This window comes from Bacillus sp. FG16, assembly GCF_057809515.1.
Window position 1 is genome coordinate 40,574 of sequence record NZ_JBMDKC010000019.1, and the last position, 19,036, is coordinate 59,609.

Consider the following 19,036-nt stretch of genomic DNA (forward strand, 5'->3'; position numbering starts at 1 on the left):
CTTTCTCATTATAGTTCCAATCCTCTGTTTTTCATTTTTTGCCTTCTGATTTCTTGTTGGTGCTCATATTCTCTTTCTTTAGCTTCTTGGCGCATTTTTTGACGCGTACGCTCCAGAATATCTGATACTTCCAGCAAGCCATCTAAACGATTTTCTTTCTCTTGGAATTGATGATACGACAACTTCAGTTCTTCCAACTCTGCTTGGCGTGCTTCCCCATTTTCTTTGACTAACTCTTGCTTGAGTTGTAGAACCTCTTTCGCTTTTTCAATGCGCTCCTGTACAGCCTGATACTCTTTGAGTAATGTTTGATCTCGTAGTACCACTCGCTTGAACGTATTTCCTTTTGTTTCTAACTCTTTCTTCTTTTCTTCCGCTTGCGCTAAGATTTGTTCTGCCTGATGTACTTTCGCAAATTTTTGTACCACCGCTGATACATGCGAAATACTGTGCTTCACGTGCAATTTTTTACGAATAATTTTATCTTGTAGGTCTTCCAAGTTCCCTTGACGATTCACAAAATCGTACACCGTTCCACTTTCTTCATTCCACTGTTTCATTTGAACCAATACTTGTCGCTCTTTTTGACTCAGTAAATGACGATTCGTATACAAGTCTTTCAGCTCTGGATACGTTTCTCCTACATAGCGAATCGCTTGTTCTTCTAATACCTTTTTCGCTTGTTGGATTCGTGGTAATTGTACTTCCGCTATCCGTTCTTTTCGAAGCGCTTCTTTTTCTATTTTCTCTACATTCCACTTCATTCGTTGTAAGCTATATGCAAGATGATTGACATCCATTCCTTTTTGAGTGAACCACGTTTTCAATTCTCCCAATCTATATTGCTGAGAATTTGTTTTTCTCCACTTAGAAGAGAGTTCTTGATACTCACCTACTCGCTCAATCGCAAGTTCATACTCCATCTTTTTCGTTCTCGCTTCATTCAATATGATTTGAATTGGTGTATCCGTTAACTGTTCTTGTAACTGGTCAATAGCTACAGACACATTGTGATAGGTTACTTCTTTCCGTAATATTTGTTTGGCTTCCTGTAACATTTTTTCTTCTTTTTGCTGTACCGAAAGTTTTGTTACATAGGACATACTTTCTTCTTCTGTTACTTCTCTTCCTAACGTTTGTTTCCAGCTTAACCACTTACTCATAACAGGACTATTTTCTGTTATACCTAATGATTGAATAACCCTTTGTGTTTTCGGATATTGTTTCAACTCTTGTTCAAAACGTTCTACTAAAATCTTACGAGCTTCCACTAATACTTTTGCTTGCTCAATAATGTATTCTACACGTTCCGAACGTTTTTGTTTTTGTTCCGCCACTTTCCACTTATGGAGTTGCTTTCTTCGCATATCAATGGCATCAATGGTTACTTCTTTTCTAATAATTTTTTGCGCTTCTGCTAACACTTCATTTTCTTTTACTCTTTGTACAATTATGCCCATAGAAAGCGAAGGGTGTTGTTTCATTTCTTCTATGATTTGAACAGCTATTTTCGGCTGATTTTCTTCTTTCCAATCACGAAGATATACACTATATCCTTTTCGAGAAAGAAAGGACATCGCTTGCAATTCATACCACTGCATCGCTTGATTTGTATCTTCTCTTTGCGCTTGTAATGTTTTCCTATTTGATACATAACGAGCATCTGAAATCCGTCCATCTTTTTTCTGCTTTTGCATACTCTTTTCCCAACGATCTAACAGGTCCATATGCGATTGTAAGCGCTCATAGGTTACAGATTCTTTGATATGATTTTCAACCTTCTCCATCACCACGTCACGCTCTACCGCTTCTACAAATGACACCATATCTTCCGTCTGTAGTTCTTTCATTTTTTCATACATGCGAACCGTATATTCACCTTGCAATTCCTTTGGTTGTTCTTGAATATATACGTGCAGATTTTTCTTTTCTAACTGTCGATAAGCGGATGTTTCAATTTGCTCTTTTAACCATGTATAGGAGTGTAATTTCTGTGTCGATTTGCTATCTTGTAAACGTTCTTGTTGTTTCGTAACAAGCTCGATTTTTTTATGAAGAGCGACATATCCTTTTACAGATATCTCTACTTTTGAAATCGAATCTGTTTCTTTCTTTTGTTGTTCTTTAAGGAGCGATTGTCTCTTTTCTTGTAAGGAAATAAGACGATGATTATAAACTTGCACACGACGATTATATTCTCCTGTTTCGGTACGAATACCACGTTTCTCTAATTGATGTTCTTTATAGCCAATATGCTTTGATGGTAATAAATCAATTCCTCGTTCTTCGTAAGACCGATGGTCAATTCTCTCTTGCACATTTTCTTTTTCTAAAGACAAATTTGCATACTTCGCCCATGCTTCTCTCCATGCAAGTAGATTTTCTTTCTTATCCCAATCTCTATTTTTCTTTTTCACAAACCCATCCTGTGAAATCTCACGAGTTGTCAATAAAATGTGGGCATGAGGATTATTTTTGTCATCTCGATGAATGGCAACATCCGCAATCATTCCTTGTTGTACAAATGTATCATGTGTAAACGTTAAAACAAGTTCTCGTTGTTGTTCTTCTGACAATTCATTCGGGATTGCTACAACCACTTCTCTTGCTAATCGACTGTTTCCTCTTTTCTCGAAACGTTCTACTTCATTCCATAAATCTTGACGACGAAAAACCCATGATGGCGCTTCAGAAGGTGCTAGGATATGCGTTTCAGGTTGGACAGTACGAGAGTAATATTTTGTTTCTTTTGTTCGTTCGCAATATAACGCTTCACCACTTCGATAGGCAGCACTCGCTACTACATTTTGTTGTTTCTTTCTTGAAATTGTTTTCACCTTTAAATGATAGATCGCCATATCCTAGTTCACCTCCTCAAATTTGATATTTCCACTATACAAACCCCGTAGGAAACAACCGATGTATTTCGGTTGGTAAAACATACAAACTGAAAGTTTGTGTAAGTGCGCACTGTACGTTCCTTACAGTGAATATTTTACCATTTCTTCTTCTTTTTTTCTATCATTTTCTGAATTATTTTTATTGATTTTATTATCCACACAAATTATAATTGATGTACATAGTTTTTCTATCTACTGAAATTCAGGTGATAAAAAATGAAACATGAAACAGAGTTAAAAAAGATTGAACTAGAATTAGAGTACTTAAAAATCACAAAACGAGAATTACAATTTCAAGATAAACAGCATGATAGAAAAAAACGAACGAAACGATTAATCGAAACAGGTGCATTATGCGAAAAGTACTTCGATATGTATCACATGACAATTGAAGATCGAGAAGAAGTATTTAAAATCTTTTCTAACTATATTAAAGCAAATACACCCAGTCGTTTTCACAAAAAAGAAAATCCCTAATATACAAATAAAATTTCTTATATGGAGGTGAATTATATGAGTAATAAAATAGAAGAGAAATTAAAAGCACTTCTTGAGAAAGAAGTGCATCTCAAGAAAGCGAAACAAGCATTAAAAAGAAAAATGAAACTTGAGGAAAAGAAAAAAAGAGAGAAGTTGTGTAAAGATACAGGTGAACTAACGGAAAAATATTTCCATATCGAGCATCTATCTATCGAAGATCGAGAAGTTTTATTTGAATCAATTTCTATACGTGTGAATGAAAAAATTGAGAATTTATTTCCTAACGTACAGAAAATAAAACATATTTCATCTGAAGACGAGAACAACAAAATTATTACCAATCATTCTCCTGTAGCTCTGTAGGATTTTTAAAGTAACTATATTCATACAAAAGGAGAGTAATATTTTCATGCATTTGACAACATACGTTGCGTTAAATATGTTTGATAGTACACTTTCATTCATCCAAGCAAATAACCTAGAACAAGCTTGTGAAAACCTGAAACATTCCTCATTTGACTTAGAAAAAGCGTGGAGAATACACGATATAGATTGCTATAGCAAACAAGATGTAATGATGATATCAGCTCACACTAAATCCGACAATCATTACGTTCGTTATCTCATTATGAGTAAGAGAAAATGGGATGAAAAAAAAGGTACATTTCAAACTGTATTCAGAGAGGTCTCTTATCACAATAAGTGATGAAATTCTCTCTTCATTTTTAAAATTTCTAGTGAAAGAAGGACTTCCCTTGATTCAAATAAAAATTTCTCTATTAACATGTGATGTTCAATGAAACATTGTATAAAATGCAATGATGTAATGGAACACCTAAGTGATAGTATGTTACGTAAAATCAAAAAAGCTGCAACTGAGTTCAAACATTCTGACAAAGAAGAAATGCACAAAATGAAAATCTCCGCACTTCAGTTTTCCAACAAAAAAATTTGTGAATATTGCTATTTAGAAGATCTAGCATACCTAACAACAATGATGAGAATAAAAGCAATGCAACAAAAAAATCCCTGTCTTAGAATTCCGTTTCTATGAACAGGGATTTTTTATTAATACTTGATACTTGCTTAAAACTCAAATGATGTTTATTGCAACATACTATTTACTTTGCAATGCTTTCTTTTTTTCAATATTCCACTTATGCGTGATGGACCGAATTGCTTTTAAATCTAATTTTTCAGCAGGAATAATATCCATAATTGAACCTTTGAATAAGCAATGTGTTTGCTCTTCTGTTTGTACGTAGATAGTATATTCGTCTCTGCCATCTACGATGCCCTTTACTACTTTTCCGCCTTACATAACAAACTTACAAGGCATTTCGTTACGCTCTAAATATTGCAGTAAAAAGTCTAATTTATAGTACATGATAATCGTCCTTTCCCATGAAACATGTGATTAAATTTTAAAAATCTACTTCTGCATTATCTTCTTTAGCAATTCCGCCAACTACCGCTTTAGCATTTATAATTTTACCTTCTTTAAGATCTGGTTCTTCACCTTTAAAATCTGTTTGTTTTTGTATAGTAACAAACCCATTGGAAAGTAACTGATCTAATTTATTTTCAACTGTGTTTAAAAGATTTAATCTCTTTTCTACACTTTCTAATTTTTGCATTAGTTGCTCATACCGTTGCTCATTTTGTACTAAATCGACAACATAGCTTGTTAATTGTCTACTACTAGACTTTTCATTAAGGATTTCATATACGTCATCGGGCATGTTTTCAGCACCTAATGCCATTTTTCTCCTTTTAGCCATATATTAGCACGTCCTTTTATTCTAAGCTAACTGTTCTTTTGTTTCATCAATTGCTTTCAACTCTAAAGCAGCTAAGTTAATTGTTCTGGATGTTGGGGCGAATATTTCTTTTTCATCACGCTTGATAATATCACTTAAGAAGAAATGATTATTCTTTGCAGCCGTTTCATTCATATGATCTAATAACGCCAACCTAATATATGGTTCTAAAACTGGCGCTTCCCCACCAATATAGATGAATTTTAAAACTGTATTTGTACTTGAAGGAATAAACACATCTAGTACTTTAGCAACTAAAATTTTTGCATATTCTTGTAGTGCTTCTACAATTTCAGAAGTAAAATCATGCTCTTGACCTGTATTTTCATCCGTTAATACGTAATCTTGATCCTTATAATTCTTAACAATAAATGTTTCTAGTGTTCTTAAGTCTTTAAAATATTGAAGTACTTTCTCTTTTCTAAATCGGTCAATATACCCTAAAAATGGTTCAATATCGATTACTTGGAATGAATCTCTGTGTTTAGGTGTAGTAAGCCCTTTTCCTAAACGTACAGCATCCGTTGATCCTCCACCAATATCAGTAAGTACAACTTCGAAATCATCAAATTTTTCAGCTTCCAAACGTTTCTCAATACTGATTACATTTGAATTTTTATCTTTTGCTACCATTTTGTATTTCAATGAATGTCTAGCAATTTCTGATTCATTTCGGCATTTTGCTGTGTTAACAGTAATAGTTAACTCTCTTTCCATACCTGGCGTTAAAACTTTAACCTTATGTTCACCTATAAATCTTTGCTCCATCATCTTGTGAGCAATGCTAAATTTCTCTTCACGTTTTAACAACCATATTGGTAACATCATACTCATATATTCGATTTCAACTTCATTATCGTTTTTATCAGCGTTCAGTGCGTGATAATATGCAATTGCTCCTAAAAAGCTTATATAAGGAATTGGACTTTTAATTTTATCGTGCATTTTATTTACATGAGAATTTGCTAATTGATTATCTTCAGCTAATCGTCCCAACACATAATAAAATTCTTCTCCGTCAATTTCAGTTGAAATTAATAAACTATTTAACAAATCCTCTGGATTTAAAATACGTTCAACAAGTAAATCTTCCGCTTTTTTCTTAGAAACTTTTACTACATTCGTTGCCAATTCAAAGTAATAGCCATCCACTGTGAAATTATTAAAACTGTTTCCGAAATCGGCTACTTTTCTTTCAATTTTCATTAAAAATTCCTCCCTTTCGTATCCAAGTACGACTTAAGTATTACTTATAATCTTATTTTAGCACATTTAACCAAAAAAACAACTGTTTTCTAAAAATAAGTACGACTTAAGTCGTACTTATTTTTAGAAACTTTTTATGAAAGGAAAACACTTATTAATAATCGAATTAGACGAATAACGAATATTCAACAACATGACGAACATTGATTTTAACCATTAACGATAAAACGCCAACTTGAAATAACGTATTAAAGACATAAAACGAGGTGGTGACGACGAATGACGACTAGGGAAGATCACACAGAGGAATCGTGGCACGGCAGCCAGGACAGTACGTATAAAAAAACTTATTCTCTTGCTGATATTGCACGGATACTTCAAAAACCCCGTACAACCATTCAAGCTTGGAGAGATCAATTCAAACCATACTTAGCAACAGTGCCAGGAACAAAGGGAAGAACTTTAAGATACCAGAGAGAATCCTTAGAACTTTTTAAGCTAATAGCCAACATGAAGGATGCACAAGAACCACCAGATGTAATTGAGAACGTATTAAAGGGTACTGTAAACTATATTGTGATTGATGAAGACGCTATACAAGACGATGGTATGAATAAACCCATTCTACAAATAATGTATGAGAATATGAAAGAAGTTGCTATACAACTTCAAAACCAAGAAGCACAAAATATACAGCTCATTCAACATATTGTTTTCAGCAGAGCAAAAATACAGAGAAGTGCAACGCAAAATACAGAGGTGAGCAACTTGACATGGAGCCTCTAAGGGCATGACTCATTCGCCAAGAACCCAGCAGTATCAATAACTGGCGTGCCGACTCAGGCTATCATGCCCTCTTCTCCAAGTAAAGTTGCATGCAGGAAACTTCGCTGCAATACTCTGCACTTTTATTTTGCAAAAAACAAACATATGAGAGAAGTAGTGGAAACGAATAAAAAACTTCTTACTAAAATTGAGGAACAACAGAAGTTTTTTGATTCTAAAATAAGTAGTAAAGATCAACAATTGTTAGAACTGATGAAAGAGGTTCAAGAAACAAACAAGTTAATAACATCTAGTAAACATGACAAATCTTGGTTTACTAAATTATTTAAAAAGTAGTTCTGATTTAAAGATCAATATTGAACTTCAGAGGGGATTGTAAGTTTGTCAAATCCTCTCTTTGTATTTTCTGAATTTGCTAAAGTTTGCTAAAATCACCCCCAAAATTACATTAGTATGCATAAAGCGGTTGTATATTGATTGTTCATCTTTTATGTATAAATTCATTTATTAAGTAATAACTTCAATTATTATATAAAAGTTTTAATAATAATATAAAAAATACAAATACTATATAGATGAAGAGAAAAGCTTGAAAACTCTTGTGGCTCTAAGTCCCGATGAATTGTCTGAAAAATCGAATCGGAATACTAACTTATCCATAACTACAACTACAAACTATTCAGATTCACACAAATTTTATAACAATATACTAAGGTTTACACAATTGAAGTATAGATTTACTAACAATTCCACAAGTATTGAAGCGTAATCTAGTATACAGGAACATAAAAAAACAGTTAGGGAGGAAAAATAGCCCTACTGTTTTTTAGAATTATAAGGTAATAGAATGATTGTCTGATTGGTTTCAACATGACAAATAGCCTTGTCCGAGTGAATTTTTTTGAACAAGGCTATCGTCTATTTAGTTTTTAAAATTTAAGTAAGCCTGAATGCATCAGGTACATCAATATCATGAGAAATGAGTTCTAGTACAAGTGCATGACGCGTATCATCATCTAAATATCGTTCCGCCCATGGAATAAACGATTCACGCAGTTTTGCTCGGATCATGCCACCAATTGATTTTATTTTTTTTCCAAGTGCTAAGAAACTTTCACATTGATCCATTGCATAACTCATCGTATACGTCATAAAATCATCACGAAGTTGTTTGTTTTTAATATATGTAGCGATTCGTGAGACTTCTCCTTTATAAGAAACAACAATGTCTTTACGATCTTTCGAGGTTAATGCTATGCCAATGGATTCAAGACGGGCTGTTGCTTCTTTACGCATTTTAGCTTCTGCTTGTCTCATTTCAGCTCGATCATTTTCAATCACGCATGCAGAATTGATACTAACTGTAAATTGAGTGATAACAATTTGTTGAATCTTTTCACGTATGCGAGCTATCCGCCCTTTACGTGGGTTTCTAACCTTTTTTATAGCAGCATCAAAATTGAAAACTGGTGAGATAATTTTCAAATAGTTACGAACTTTTTTTGCATTTCGCCCTAAACGTTCCTTTAAGCCGTCCATGTTGCGAGTGCAATAATAATCTTCAACAGAATTTTTGCTATATTCAAGTTGATGAGTGAAGTGAGTGCATAGGTTTAAAAATTCAATAATACCCTTGCTGTCACGATGGGAAACTAACTCTTTTAAAATAGAAGTCTCTAACAATAAGTTAGGAATACGGAAATAAGAGAGTTTGTCCGCATGTGTATTCCCTTCTTTTGCAGTACGATTATATCTTGCGTAATTACAAATTTCATATAGGGGAATGCCATGAATGAAAATTTCCCGAACCAGTCCAGCATGAAGCAAGGCTTGAAAGCCTGTATGAATCGTAGAATAAGGGATATCAGATTCATTGGCGATTATCGATAATGTAAAATTACGAGGAAGTCGCCCTAAATCATCTACCTTGTAATGAAGTAAAATGAGTGTAGCTAAAGCAGAAGATGGCAAAGCATATTCGCCAAGCTCGTTATTTTTCAGCAAATAGATACGAAGCTCGTCGAAAAACTTTGGTCCATGCATGAGGAACTTGGACGTTGTATTAGTCTTTCTAAATTGCATATTTGTTTGAAATGAGTTTGTGCCAATTTGAATACCGTTTGTAAAATCACTTGCAGTAATCTGTTTCGTACCTGTTAACATAAAAAAGCCTCCTAAATCCCAATACACATATTTTTTTGGAAAATAAGAGATTTTATTCACATAATGTAATAGACATGTTATAATGAAAAACAAGTAAATATTTTATTATGTGATATAAAAACCTCTACTTTCAATGGGTTTTAAATTGGTTCGTGCTTGCCGGCTACATACCAATTTAAAAAGATGTGAGTGGGGTTTTTTTATTTTATTATAAGGAAGATTTTAAATAATAGCAATTCTTTAATTGAAAAAATGAACCTTAAAGGGTTAATTTTAAGGAATAATACTTAAAATTAATATTTCTCAATATAATAAAAAGATAATTATTATATAATAATTATAAAAAATAAGGATATTTCATATGGTTTTAATTACCAATATGCATAAGTGCATATCTCCCAAAATATGAAAATAGTCATGATATACTTATAAAACTTAGAGGGATAGGAAAGAAAAATTTTAATTTACTGAAAAAGGAGAAGGGGTATGAATATTGTATATGAACGTTTTAACAAAGTCTTAGAATCCAATAACAAAAGTTGGGGAAGTATAGCGAGAGTTACAGAAACATCTAGTTCATCAATATCAGAGTGGGGAAATAGGGGGAAAGAATTATCAGCTATTAAAATTGCAAAGATTGCACATGAAGTTTTCCCTAATAGTGTTGAGTTAATGGAACGCAGTTGTATAGAGAATTTTAATTCAATTTCCAAAAGAGTGAAAAGTAATATGCGGGGATTATTTGTGGTTGCATATTTAAATGGAAATGAATCCATCTTGAAATTTTTAATTCAGAAAAGTATGGAATGTGATGATTGTTATATCCGGAAAATGTCAGATGTTATGAAGTTATTTTATGCTAGAGCTAAAAGGATAAAGAATAGTAAAGTGATATATGGTGCAGTTGATGAACTTCGTAAAAAGATTACTAAAAGTGAGGTAGATTTACTTATATTATGCGATATTTTAAAGATATCAATATTAGGTGATATAGGGGATTTTAATATATTTGAGGTGTATAAAAATAGAGCCATTGAAAACCTAATTAATGTAGAAGATCAAGAAGTGCAAAGTTTATATGATTATTGGATTACAGATATCTGGAGTTATTATTTACATAGAAAAAATGATACAGTGCGTTTTAGAAGTTGTAATGATTTGTTATGGAAATATAAGGATTTGAGGTTTTTTCCGATTATGCAGGCGATGTTACATGCACGTATTGGAGAGCATACAATTTTTAGAAATTACGAGGATGCAATACATGAATTAGATACAGCTTTAACTCTATGTATCAAAAGAAATTGTAAATATAAACAGGAAATTATAGTGAACAATATAAACTTCACTAAATTATATTGGAAAAGAGACATTAAAACTATTGATTTTGGCACATTACACCCAGCAGAAAAATGTATGTATTATTTTGAACAGGGGAAAGTACAGGAAGCGAGAAATGGGATTGAAGAATTGGAAAAAAGGGGAATGCTGACGCCGATTCAATTAACATATAAGGGAGTAATATATTCGGATAAAAAATTAATATTACAAGCTATAGACAGGTTTAAATCATACAATGATTTCTTCTTTGTACAATATGCAAATGAAATGTATAATAGATTAAATATTTAGGATGTATTGGGAAAAAGAAAAGTGTTTTTTCGGAATATTTAATTAAATTTCTTTTAAGAGGAGTTAGACAATGAAAAAAATAATAATATACATATATTTTTTGAGTGCAGTTTTGTTGCAGGATTTTGGTGACTACAGAACAGAAGGTAAAAACAAAGAATACACATTTATTAATCAAATAAATAAAGTTCATGCGGATCCTGGTGGAACAAATTAGAAAAGACATCTATTAGATGTCTTTTCTGCATTTATATAACATTCTTTTTGTTTGATAAACTTAGAAAAAAGAATGTTAGTTAATGTTTTCACAATCTTTTCAGGGAAAGTGAGGTATATGGAAGTGTTTGATTTTAGAAAAATATATGAATTAATAATTGAAGAGAGCAATATTGATTTTGATCTTTGTAGTGATTTGTTAGATTTAATCGAAAAGTATAATAGTAAATAATTTTTATTTTTTTAGAAATTAAAGCTAGCGGAAATCCCTCTAGCTTTAATTTAATATTTATTATTTTTAAGGTCGATATCTATTTTTAATAATCTAGCGTATTTAAGTACTTCTTTTTCTAGCTCCGGTTTATATTCATCAGGAACATTTTTGTATTTTTCATATAAAATATGTGATAAACGTTTTATTGGATCTTCGTGACAATCATCGGTATGAAGTACTTCTTCATTAGTCAAAGGGTATTCTAATAACTCTGAAACAGTTACATTGAAAAATTTGGCAATGTCAGGTATTCGATCTATCCTAGGGACTTTAGAACCATTCTCCCAATTTGTTAAAGTAGTATATGGAATATTTAGTGCTATAGCACATTCTCTTCTGCTGAGCCCTTTTCTTCCTCTTAATTTCTTTAAATTTTTTGCAAATATATTGTTAATCTCCATGTATAATCCTCCATGTCTAACCCTTTAAGATTAAAATTAACCCTTTGAGGTTGTTTTAATCTTAAAGGTGTTATATAATAAAAAAGAACAGAATGATAGGAGGTGAGAATAATGACTCTTCACCAAAAAGATGTAGCAAGTATCAGGTTAATTCGTGAAAAAAAAGAGATTTCAATTCAGCAATGTTCGAAAGATTTAGGTATTCCTTATGGGGTATTACAAGCAATTGAGACAGGGAAAAAAAGTACAATTGCATCTCGAGCTATTGTAATTGCAGCGTATTTGAATGTGCCCATAGGTGATCTCTTTACTCCCACGTATTATCGAGCTAAAATCACATGATTCTGATTAACTTGATAAGTATACCCATACAATATGCATTCAATGTACATTGTATAGGAAATAGGAAAGAATTCAAACATTTCCAACCGCAAGTAGAAACTATATTCAAGAAGCATATTTTTTTGTTTAGATTAGACCGAATTTTAAAAACATTCAATCTATTTAGGCCTTTGAAAATTTCATACTCAAAAAGGAGCTACTAGTATATGACGAAAAAAATTGTGTATTCGAAACCTTTTACTGTCTTGATGAGTATCTGTATGTTCTTCATCAGTGTACTGATTCCGCTGAAATCTGCGAGTGCAGAAGTCATCCACCGCGAGAAATACGAAATCGCGTGGGCATACAGTCCACAATATGGGAAAGATGTCCGAACGGAGCTTCTGAAAAATGCCAATGGGCACATTGCCTATTGTTTAGTCTATGGGAAGAAATCTCCTGATGGGCAAGACTTGCCCGAAATCGGACGTACCGATGATGTGGTGTATCGCGTGTTACTAAATGGATACCCGCAAAAAACACCAGAACAACTTGGGGTTTCTACTTGGCAACAGGCTCATTACGCGACCCAACTTTCTGTATGGGTAGCACTGGGACAGCTAAATCCAGACGATTTACAGTTTAAAGATTCGGAAGTAGAACGTGCTGTGAAAGCCATTCGATACGCAGCGGATCACATGGAAGATACACAAGATGTATTTATGAACGTGAAACCAACTGACAAGCAAGAAGCAAAGCTGAATGGTGCGTACTTTGAGACCACTCAGTATACAGTAGAAAGTAATGCGAAGCAAGGGACGTATCAGGTAGCGCTGAATCAAGCTCCAGTGGGCACACGCATTGTCACAGAACAAGGGGAAGCAAAAGAAACGTTTTCCTTAGGAGAAACATTCCGTGTACAAGTGCCAAAATCCTCCAAAAGTGCAGAATTGTCATTGAAAGTAACAGCGAACCTGACAAATCAACATGCTGTTGTATATAAGGGGACGGAAAGCATTCAGGATGCGACAGTTCTATTAGAACGCAGTCAACAGAAAGTGAGTCAGGATATACAGGTCTTTTGGAAATCGATGGGTGGTTTGGAAATCCGAAAAGTGGATGAAAACAAGAAACCACTTGCAGGAGCAGTATTTGAAGTGCTAGCAAGCGACCAGAAGAGTATGGGAACGATAACAACAAATACAGATGGTATTGCTAGGATGAATAACCTGGAAATCGGTTCTTACGTAGTAAAAGAAGTGAAAAGTCCGGCAGGTTACATCTTGAATGATGCGCCTCAAACGGTAGAAGTGAAAACAGGCGAAATTGCAACGATTACAGCTGAGAATCAACCAATCTACGGGGAATTAGAAGTAACCAAAGTGGATATTGCAGATGAGAATGTGAAACTACCACATGCAGAATTTGAGATTCGAAATGAGAAAGGAGAAATCGTAGCAAAAGGTAAGACAAATGCAGAAGGAATTGCGAAGTTTAGTAAAATCCCGTTCGGTACATATACGTACCGTGAGGTTGTAGCGCCCGAAGGGTTCATGTTGAACGAAGAAGCCTTCTCGTTTGAAATCAAGCAGAATGGGGAAATCGTGAAGCATACGGTTGCTGATGAAAAGATTCCATTGATTCAAACAACAGCAACAGATAAAACGGACGGAGCAAAAGAAATGCACACGTCTCAGTCTGTCACGATCCAAGATAAAGTGGTCTACAAAGATCTACAAGTAGGAAAAGAGTACACGATTCAAGGGAAATTAGTGGATAAAGCTTCAAATCAACCACTCGTTGTAAAGGGGAAAGAAGTCACAGCAGCATCTACATTTACAGCAAAAGAAGCGAACGGTTCGATTACACTCGATTTTACATTTGATGCAACTGGTTTAGAAGAAAAAGAAGTGGTAGTGTTTGAGAACCTTATAAAAGAAGGCAAAGTTGTTGCGACTCACAGTGATATAGAAGATAAAGGGCAAACAGTCAAGTTTGTAAAACCTTCTGTCCAAACAACAGCCACAAACAAAGAGGATGGCTCGAAAGAGTTAGAAGCGAAGAATGCTGTCACAATCCAAGATAAAGTGGCGTACAAAGACTTCGTCGTAGGGAAAGAGTATGTCGTAAAAGGAAAGCTCATGGATAAGTCAACAAACAAACCATTTGTAGTAGATGGAAAAGAAGTAACAGCAACATCCACATTTACTGCAAAAGAAAAAGATGGTTTTGTAACAGTAGACTTCACCTTCCATGCTTCTGCGCTGGAAGGAAAAGAAGTGGTGGTATTTGAAGACGTGTATCAAAACGGTGTGTTAGTGGCAACGCACAGTGACATCCAAGATAAAGGGCAAACCGTTACGTTCAAGAATAAACCTGTACAGCCCAAACCTGAGCGTCCAGAAACGCCATCAAAGATACCAGACGTACCTGTGCAGCCTGAACAACCACAACCAAAAGTGGAACAACCAGCCAAAGCCCAGCCAATGGTAAAAGCGGTAGAAACGCAGCCGAAGAAAGCAGAAGGGATACTTCCGACAACAGGTGGTCAAGAAGAGAATCCATATTGGATGTGGATTGGCGGGATTGTGATGCTAGTAGGTGGATGCCTAGCTATCCATACGTATCGTGTGCATCGAAAGGTGAAGGAATAAAAGGATAACGATAAGAAAGTTTGATAATCTGAATAACGATTCAGCAGAAAGTTGTGCGTATTTCACGAAAAAGGTAAATGTTCCGCACGAATAAGGAAAGACTCTCAGCGACAAAAGGGTGGCGGGGAATCATAAGGTGTAAAGGGTGTCGGTTGAGAGGATAATTTGAAATTAGAAAGTGGGGAGAAACATGAGGCGTCATCAAAAGGTAGTTGGTAAATCTGGAGAAGGAATGAGTAATTGGAAGATACAAGTAGAGCATCAACAGAGAGCTGATGAAGTAGAGGTTGAATCGTTACGTTTTTTCGAAGGGTGCAAAAATGTTTACTTGTTATCTCTTCCGTTTTGGCTTGTAATTAGTCTCATCTGGTTTATATAAAAAGAGAAAGATAGGTGAAGAACATGTTAATCGGGTCTACAGAAATTAAGCTTGAAAAAGGAAAGGAAGGACATGTGTATGTGGTTGGTCCCACGGGCGTAGGAAAGACACGAGGCTATACCATTCCGAATGTAAAGCAAGAAGAAAAAAATATCATCGTTGTAGTGAGTGGGAAACAGGAAATCTATCATGCGACCCATCAAACAAAGGTGCAGCAAGGATATGAAATCGTACAATTGGACTTTCTTCATCCACAGTTTGAGAAACGATTACAAGATAGGCTTGTGTGTGTGACAGACCGAAAGTTTGTTGTATATATTCACGCCAATCTCCTTGACAGTACGTATCAAGAGCGAGGGGAACGCCTGCAAAAGCTGTTCGATTTGGTGCAAGAAACTGCTAGGGAACGAGCAATTCATCTTTTTTTAGAAGAATATGAGTTGTATCCCATTCCCAATCTCTTATCTTGGTTACAAGTGGTAAGGCAAAAAGGGATGTATCTTTCTTTGATTGTGCAATCCCATGCAAGTCTTCAGCAAATTTATGGGAAAGAAGCTGCCAATCAGATACTAACAAATTGTGAACGGACGTTGTTTTTCGGCACACATAGTATGGAGGAGGCGAAATTGTTCAGCCGAATCAGTGAATATGATTATCTAGAACTGTTGTTGCTACAAAATGAAGTGGTGGTTATGGATACCTATCATCTTCCGCAGAAAATCCCTATATAACGGGTTGATTGCAAGTACTAGATGACTAGAAAACTAGACAAATGGAGGAATCGAAATGAAGAGGAAACAAGCATTTCTAAAGAAAGTCACGATTGTAAGTGGGACAGTGCTGGCATTGTCTTCTCTGGCAGGTTGTTTCGGAAAAGAAGAAGCATCTTCCAAAGAAAAGAATCAGAAAAAAACGGAAGAAGTGAAGAAAGACAAGAAAACAGAAACAATAAAAAAAGAGGAAGAGACAGGGCAGAAGCAAGAGGTTTCTGAGCCAGAAGTAGGGGATATAACGTCTGTAACAAAAAAAGATGCCATACCAGTTGTATCAACGAATACCGCTAAAAAATATTTGACAGAAGAGGAAACGAAACAATTAACAACCATCCTTCAGACGAATCAAAAAGCGAAGGTAGAACAAGAAAAGTTACCAACGCCTGCAATCGAACCACCAAAAATGGAACCATCACCGCTAGTTATCTTGACACCATTAGGAAATACATCAAATGCAAAAGAATCCATTTCACTTGAAAAAACTACGCCACCAACCAATATAGAAAAGGTGAAGGTAGAACTGCCAACAGAACCTGATAAGCCTACGCCACCAGTCATTATGCCACCAGCAGATGATGGAGGAGGGGATCAAGCGAAACCGCCCGTTATTATATCACCTACAGGTGGAAATGGGGGAGATAAGCCGAAACCTCCCGTAGAACCGCCCACAGAACCAGAACAGCCGAAACCAATCGTAGATAGCGAAGCACCAAAAATGAAAGTAAAAGAGAATCTAACGGTACAAAAAGGACAGAATCTGAATCCTCATCATTTGGTTACCGTAACCGACAACATGGATCAGAGTCCGTTATTGTCGATTAACGGGAACTATGACACAAATCAAGCAGGAGAGATACAGGTAGAGGTCATTGCCATTGATAAAGCAGGGAACCGTTCTAGTATCAGGGTAACAGTAACCGTTATCGACTCCGAAGCAGATAAGGATAGGGAATCGCCTGTGATTAAACCAAAAGAGAATATTATAGTGCCAGTTGGTCATATTCTTTCCGCACAAGATATCGTTACGGTAAGTGATAACAAGGATGCAAATCCAGTTGTTTCTGTTGGTAAGTACGATACAAGCAAAGCAGGAGAGATACAGGTAGAAGTTATTGCGGTAGATCGCTCTGGAAATCAGGCAAGTGTCATGGTTACGGTGAAAGTAATAGATGTAAAGGAAAATAAAGACACGGAAGCGCCTGTAGTTAAACCAAAAGAGAATGTTACCGTAAAAGTTGGAGCGAAGTTATTACCGCAAGATTTGGTTACTGTACAAGATAATCAGGATGCAAACCCTACCGTAACGATTGGAGCGTATGATACGAGCAAAGCAGGAGATATTTCAGTAGAAGTGATGGCAGCTGATCAAGCGGGAAATCGTTCTGTTACGAAAGTGGGAGTCAAAGTAGTAGAAGAACAAAAGCAAGTCCCACCTGTTGAACCACCAAAAGAACCCGAGAAACCATCTTCTACAGCAGACACATCCAAGCAGGCGCCAATGGAACAAGGAGGGCAAGTGTAGTGGGAATGGCGGATTATACTTACGCACGTATGCTCTATACAGCCCAGCAAAGTAAGAAAGGGCAGGTGTTTATCATTGACCCAAAGTCGAATGGGGAAGAGCTAGACATAAAGTGGGGAGAGAAGAAAGGGAGTGGCTACGATGAAACAAAAGGTAAAGAATCTATTTCAAAATAAAACGGTTTGGCAGTATGCAATGTTTGCGATGATATGTGTCATTCTATTTACGCCACATACTGCTTTTGCTGCTAGTGAAGAAGACCAGATTAAACAAAAGATTAAAAGTATTGTAGATGCTGTATCGACTATTATTCTATTCGTTGCCCCATCCGTTGGAGCTTGTATGTTTGGATGGAAAGGAATCAAAATGAAGCTCGCAAATAATCCGTCAGAGAAAGCAGAATGCAAAGGCGATATGCTATCGATTGTGATGGTGACAGGCGTTATTTTTATGGGAACATTAATTGTGAACTTTGTAGTTGGAAAGTTGAGGTAGAGAAAGATGAGTTTGAAGCACATTCATATTCCAAAAAATATCAATGCGAAGTTTGAATTGATTCCAAATACAGGGATAGGGTGGAAGGAGATAGGATACTATCTTCTCATCCTTCCAAGTGTAGGAGGTGGACTGTATCTTTTACCTATCCATATCTTTGCACAATTAGGACTGGGAATATTTTTCTTTGTCCTCTTTACAGGCTTACTTGTTTTACCAGCAGTCCGTGGCTGTAATGTGAAAGCAGGTGCGTATTTCCGAGATGTGTTTCGTTTTTATAAAAAGAAAAAAAAGAAACAAAATATTTTGTTATATAAAAAAGTAAGTAGGTGAAAAGATGAATTTGAAAAAGTGGAACGAACAAAGAAAACAGCGACAACAAATCAAGCGAACACAGGATTTAATTCCGATACAGACCTTGTACCACCAAGCCATTTTAACGAAGAATCAAACACTGGTAGTAGGCATTCGGGTCGGGACGATGAATTTAGAGTTAATGGGAGAGGACGACAAATTGGAATTAATGGAGGAATTTGGAGGCATCGTGTCAGGTATTCCTTGTGAATTTCAAATTGAGGTACTCGCAGAACCGGTGGATTTATCGGATTACGTGGAAGATCAGAAACAAAAAATTGAAGAGGAATCAAATACCATGCGTCAATTATTAAGAAGAGGATACGTTTCGTATTTAGAAAAGTCTTCACACGTGCAGAATACGCTGAAAAAGGCGCATTACTTGCTGTTAAAGGAGAAAGTAAGGGGAGAGGAAGAAAGCATTCAGAACGGTCTAGAAACACTGTTAGAACGAGCGGAACAGTTACGAGAAAATTTAACAGAACTCTCAGAGGATGGATTAGAGTGCCACATCTTAAATGCGCAGGAGATGGTGCAAATTCTGCAAGTACATTTTAATAACTACCAAGCACGTATGAACCGCTTTAAGGAGGTATCTCCGCCTTATATTACAGTGGATCATGGTAAGAGAAGAAAAAATCGTAGAGAGGAAGAATAGCG

The 19,036-nt window shown here is 35.4% G+C and carries 20 protein-coding genes and 1 pseudogene; 16 read left to right on the forward strand and 5 right to left on the reverse strand.

Annotated elements, in window-relative coordinates; translation table 11 throughout:
- Positions 1-8: 8 nt before the first annotated feature.
- Complete coding sequence (gene mobQ / locus ACODS7_RS09685; RefSeq protein WP_488826536.1) at positions 9-2,858, reverse strand: MobQ family relaxase; 2,850 nt, start codon at positions 2,856-2,858, stop codon at positions 9-11.
- Positions 2,859-3,116: 258 nt separating this feature from the next.
- Here mobQ and ACODS7_RS09690 point away from each other — a divergent pair, with 258 nt between their 5' ends.
- From ACODS7_RS09690 to ACODS7_RS09700, 3 genes are read left to right on the forward strand one after another with little or no spacing between them, the layout of a single operon-like run.
- Positions 3,117-3,377, forward strand: coding sequence for a hypothetical protein (locus tag ACODS7_RS09690; protein ID WP_488826538.1), 261 nt, complete (start codon positions 3,117-3,119; stop codon positions 3,375-3,377).
- 36 nt (positions 3,378-3,413) lie between these two features.
- Positions 3,414-3,743 carry a restriction endonuclease gene (locus ACODS7_RS09695; protein WP_078186606.1) on the forward strand — a complete coding sequence of 110 codons (330 nt, stop codon included), beginning with the start codon at positions 3,414-3,416 and terminating at the stop codon, positions 3,741-3,743.
- 46 nt (positions 3,744-3,789) lie between these two features.
- Positions 3,790-4,086, forward strand: a complete 297-nt coding sequence (locus ACODS7_RS09700; protein WP_078186605.1) for a hypothetical protein — start codon at positions 3,790-3,792, stop codon at positions 4,084-4,086.
- Between the two features lie 718 nt (positions 4,087-4,804).
- Here the strand turns inward: ACODS7_RS09700 and ACODS7_RS09705 are convergent.
- Complete coding sequence (locus ACODS7_RS09705) at positions 4,805-5,161, reverse strand: hypothetical protein (protein ID WP_078186603.1); 357 nt, start codon at positions 5,159-5,161, stop codon at positions 4,805-4,807.
- A gap of 21 nt (positions 5,162-5,182) precedes the next feature.
- The gene (locus tag ACODS7_RS09710) at positions 5,183-6,406 is read right to left on the reverse strand and encodes an Alp7A family actin-like protein (RefSeq protein ID WP_488826541.1); all 1,224 of its coding nucleotides are present in this window, start codon (positions 6,404-6,406) and stop codon (positions 5,183-5,185) included.
- 279 nt (positions 6,407-6,685) lie between these two features.
- Here ACODS7_RS09710 and ACODS7_RS09715 point away from each other — a divergent pair.
- Positions 6,686-7,117 (forward strand): annotated as a pseudogene (locus ACODS7_RS09715) (MerR family transcriptional regulator); the annotation flags it as partial.
- A gap of 219 nt (positions 7,118-7,336) precedes the next feature.
- Positions 7,337-7,528, forward strand: coding sequence for a DUF3967 domain-containing protein (locus ACODS7_RS09720; RefSeq protein WP_488826543.1), 192 nt, complete (start codon positions 7,337-7,339; stop codon positions 7,526-7,528).
- Positions 7,529-8,128: 600 nt separating this feature from the next.
- Here the strand turns inward: ACODS7_RS09720 and ACODS7_RS09725 are convergent.
- Positions 8,129-9,355 carry a hypothetical protein gene (locus ACODS7_RS09725; RefSeq protein ID WP_488826545.1) on the reverse strand — a complete coding sequence of 409 codons (1,227 nt, stop codon included), beginning with the start codon at positions 9,353-9,355 and terminating at the stop codon, positions 8,129-8,131.
- Between the two features lie 486 nt (positions 9,356-9,841).
- On the opposite strand from ACODS7_RS09725, the gene ACODS7_RS09730 reads away from it, so the two are divergent.
- Both ACODS7_RS09730 and ACODS7_RS09735 read left to right on the forward strand, forming a co-directional pair.
- Positions 9,842-10,987 (forward strand): AimR family lysis-lysogeny pheromone receptor, encoded by a 1,146-nt coding sequence (locus ACODS7_RS09730; protein ID WP_488826547.1) that lies wholly within the window; start codon positions 9,842-9,844, stop codon positions 10,985-10,987.
- 70 nt (positions 10,988-11,057) lie between these two features.
- A complete protein-coding gene (locus ACODS7_RS09735; RefSeq protein ID WP_336457124.1) occupies positions 11,058-11,204 on the forward strand; it encodes a hypothetical protein in 147 nt (48 codons plus the stop codon).
- A gap of 281 nt (positions 11,205-11,485) precedes the next feature.
- Here the strand turns inward: ACODS7_RS09735 and ACODS7_RS09740 are convergent, their stop codons facing one another.
- Complete coding sequence (locus ACODS7_RS09740; RefSeq protein WP_078186598.1) at positions 11,486-11,878, reverse strand: helix-turn-helix domain-containing protein; 393 nt, start codon at positions 11,876-11,878, stop codon at positions 11,486-11,488.
- 111 nt (positions 11,879-11,989) lie between these two features.
- On the opposite strand from ACODS7_RS09740, the gene ACODS7_RS09745 reads away from it, so the two are divergent.
- From ACODS7_RS09745 to ACODS7_RS09785, 9 genes are all read left to right on the forward strand, one after another.
- A complete protein-coding gene (locus tag ACODS7_RS09745; protein WP_078186597.1) occupies positions 11,990-12,220 on the forward strand; it encodes a helix-turn-helix domain-containing protein in 231 nt (76 codons plus the stop codon).
- Positions 12,221-12,426: 206 nt separating this feature from the next.
- Complete coding sequence (locus ACODS7_RS09750; protein WP_488826550.1) at positions 12,427-14,853, forward strand: VaFE repeat-containing surface-anchored protein; 2,427 nt, start codon at positions 12,427-12,429, stop codon at positions 14,851-14,853.
- Between the two features lie 190 nt (positions 14,854-15,043).
- Entirely contained in the window at positions 15,044-15,232 is a 189-nt protein-coding gene (locus ACODS7_RS09755) for a hypothetical protein (RefSeq protein WP_488826552.1), read from the forward strand.
- Positions 15,233-15,255: 23 nt separating this feature from the next.
- Positions 15,256-15,963 (forward strand): type IV secretory system conjugative DNA transfer family protein, encoded by a 708-nt coding sequence (locus ACODS7_RS09760; protein ID WP_488826554.1) that lies wholly within the window; start codon positions 15,256-15,258, stop codon positions 15,961-15,963.
- A gap of 55 nt (positions 15,964-16,018) precedes the next feature.
- Entirely contained in the window at positions 16,019-17,527 is a 1,509-nt protein-coding gene (locus tag ACODS7_RS09765; protein ID WP_488826556.1) for a hypothetical protein, read from the forward strand.
- Positions 17,527-17,703, forward strand: a complete 177-nt coding sequence (locus ACODS7_RS09770; RefSeq protein ID WP_176545612.1) for a hypothetical protein — start codon at positions 17,527-17,529, stop codon at positions 17,701-17,703. Before ACODS7_RS09765 ends, ACODS7_RS09770 begins: the two co-directional genes overlap by 1 nt.
- Complete coding sequence (locus ACODS7_RS09775) at positions 17,669-18,022, forward strand: TrbC/VirB2 family protein (protein WP_488826558.1); 354 nt, start codon at positions 17,669-17,671, stop codon at positions 18,020-18,022. Before ACODS7_RS09770 ends, ACODS7_RS09775 begins: the two co-directional genes overlap by 35 nt.
- A 6-nt stretch (positions 18,023-18,028) precedes the next feature.
- Positions 18,029-18,355, forward strand: a complete 327-nt coding sequence (locus ACODS7_RS09780) for a hypothetical protein (RefSeq protein WP_488826560.1) — start codon at positions 18,029-18,031, stop codon at positions 18,353-18,355.
- Between the two features lie 4 nt (positions 18,356-18,359).
- A complete protein-coding gene (locus ACODS7_RS09785) occupies positions 18,360-19,034 on the forward strand; it encodes a TraC-like domain-containing protein (RefSeq protein WP_488826562.1) in 675 nt (224 codons plus the stop codon).
- The last annotated feature ends 2 nt before the right edge of the window (positions 19,035-19,036 follow it).

What these genes read in the sequence shown, in the direction of transcription:
- ACODS7_RS09755 (WP_488826552.1), top strand. Translation starts at nt 15,044, where the DNA reads ATGAGGCGTCATCAAAAGGTAGTTGGTAAATCTGGAGAAGGAATGAGT.
- ACODS7_RS09740 (WP_078186598.1), bottom strand. Translation starts at nt 11,878, where the DNA reads ATGGAGATTAACAATATATTTGCAAAAAATTTAAAGAAATTAAGAGGA.
- ACODS7_RS09785 (WP_488826562.1), top strand. Translation starts at nt 18,360, where the DNA reads ATGAATTTGAAAAAGTGGAACGAACAAAGAAAACAGCGACAACAAATC.
- ACODS7_RS09760 (WP_488826554.1), top strand. Translation starts at nt 15,256, where the DNA reads ATGTTAATCGGGTCTACAGAAATTAAGCTTGAAAAAGGAAAGGAAGGA.
- ACODS7_RS09750 (WP_488826550.1), top strand. Translation starts at nt 12,427, where the DNA reads ATGACGAAAAAAATTGTGTATTCGAAACCTTTTACTGTCTTGATGAGT.
- ACODS7_RS09700 (WP_078186605.1), top strand. Translation starts at nt 3,790, where the DNA reads ATGCATTTGACAACATACGTTGCGTTAAATATGTTTGATAGTACACTT.
- ACODS7_RS09765 (WP_488826556.1), top strand. Translation starts at nt 16,019, where the DNA reads ATGAAGAGGAAACAAGCATTTCTAAAGAAAGTCACGATTGTAAGTGGG.
- mobQ (WP_488826536.1), bottom strand. Translation starts at nt 2,858, where the DNA reads ATGGCGATCTATCATTTAAAGGTGAAAACAATTTCAAGAAAGAAACAA.
- ACODS7_RS09745 (WP_078186597.1), top strand. Translation starts at nt 11,990, where the DNA reads ATGACTCTTCACCAAAAAGATGTAGCAAGTATCAGGTTAATTCGTGAA.
- ACODS7_RS09780 (WP_488826560.1), top strand. Translation starts at nt 18,029, where the DNA reads ATGAGTTTGAAGCACATTCATATTCCAAAAAATATCAATGCGAAGTTT.
- ACODS7_RS09695 (WP_078186606.1), top strand. Translation starts at nt 3,414, where the DNA reads ATGAGTAATAAAATAGAAGAGAAATTAAAAGCACTTCTTGAGAAAGAA.
- ACODS7_RS09730 (WP_488826547.1), top strand. Translation starts at nt 9,842, where the DNA reads ATGAATATTGTATATGAACGTTTTAACAAAGTCTTAGAATCCAATAAC.
- ACODS7_RS09775 (WP_488826558.1), top strand. Translation starts at nt 17,669, where the DNA reads ATGAAACAAAAGGTAAAGAATCTATTTCAAAATAAAACGGTTTGGCAG.
- ACODS7_RS09725 (WP_488826545.1), bottom strand. Translation starts at nt 9,355, where the DNA reads ATGTTAACAGGTACGAAACAGATTACTGCAAGTGATTTTACAAACGGT.
- ACODS7_RS09705 (WP_078186603.1), bottom strand. Translation starts at nt 5,161, where the DNA reads ATGGCTAAAAGGAGAAAAATGGCATTAGGTGCTGAAAACATGCCCGAT.
- ACODS7_RS09720 (WP_488826543.1), top strand. Translation starts at nt 7,337, where the DNA reads ATGAGAGAAGTAGTGGAAACGAATAAAAAACTTCTTACTAAAATTGAG.
- ACODS7_RS09735 (WP_336457124.1), top strand. Translation starts at nt 11,058, where the DNA reads ATGAAAAAAATAATAATATACATATATTTTTTGAGTGCAGTTTTGTTG.
- ACODS7_RS09710 (WP_488826541.1), bottom strand. Translation starts at nt 6,406, where the DNA reads ATGAAAATTGAAAGAAAAGTAGCCGATTTCGGAAACAGTTTTAATAAT.
- ACODS7_RS09690 (WP_488826538.1), top strand. Translation starts at nt 3,117, where the DNA reads ATGAAACATGAAACAGAGTTAAAAAAGATTGAACTAGAATTAGAGTAC.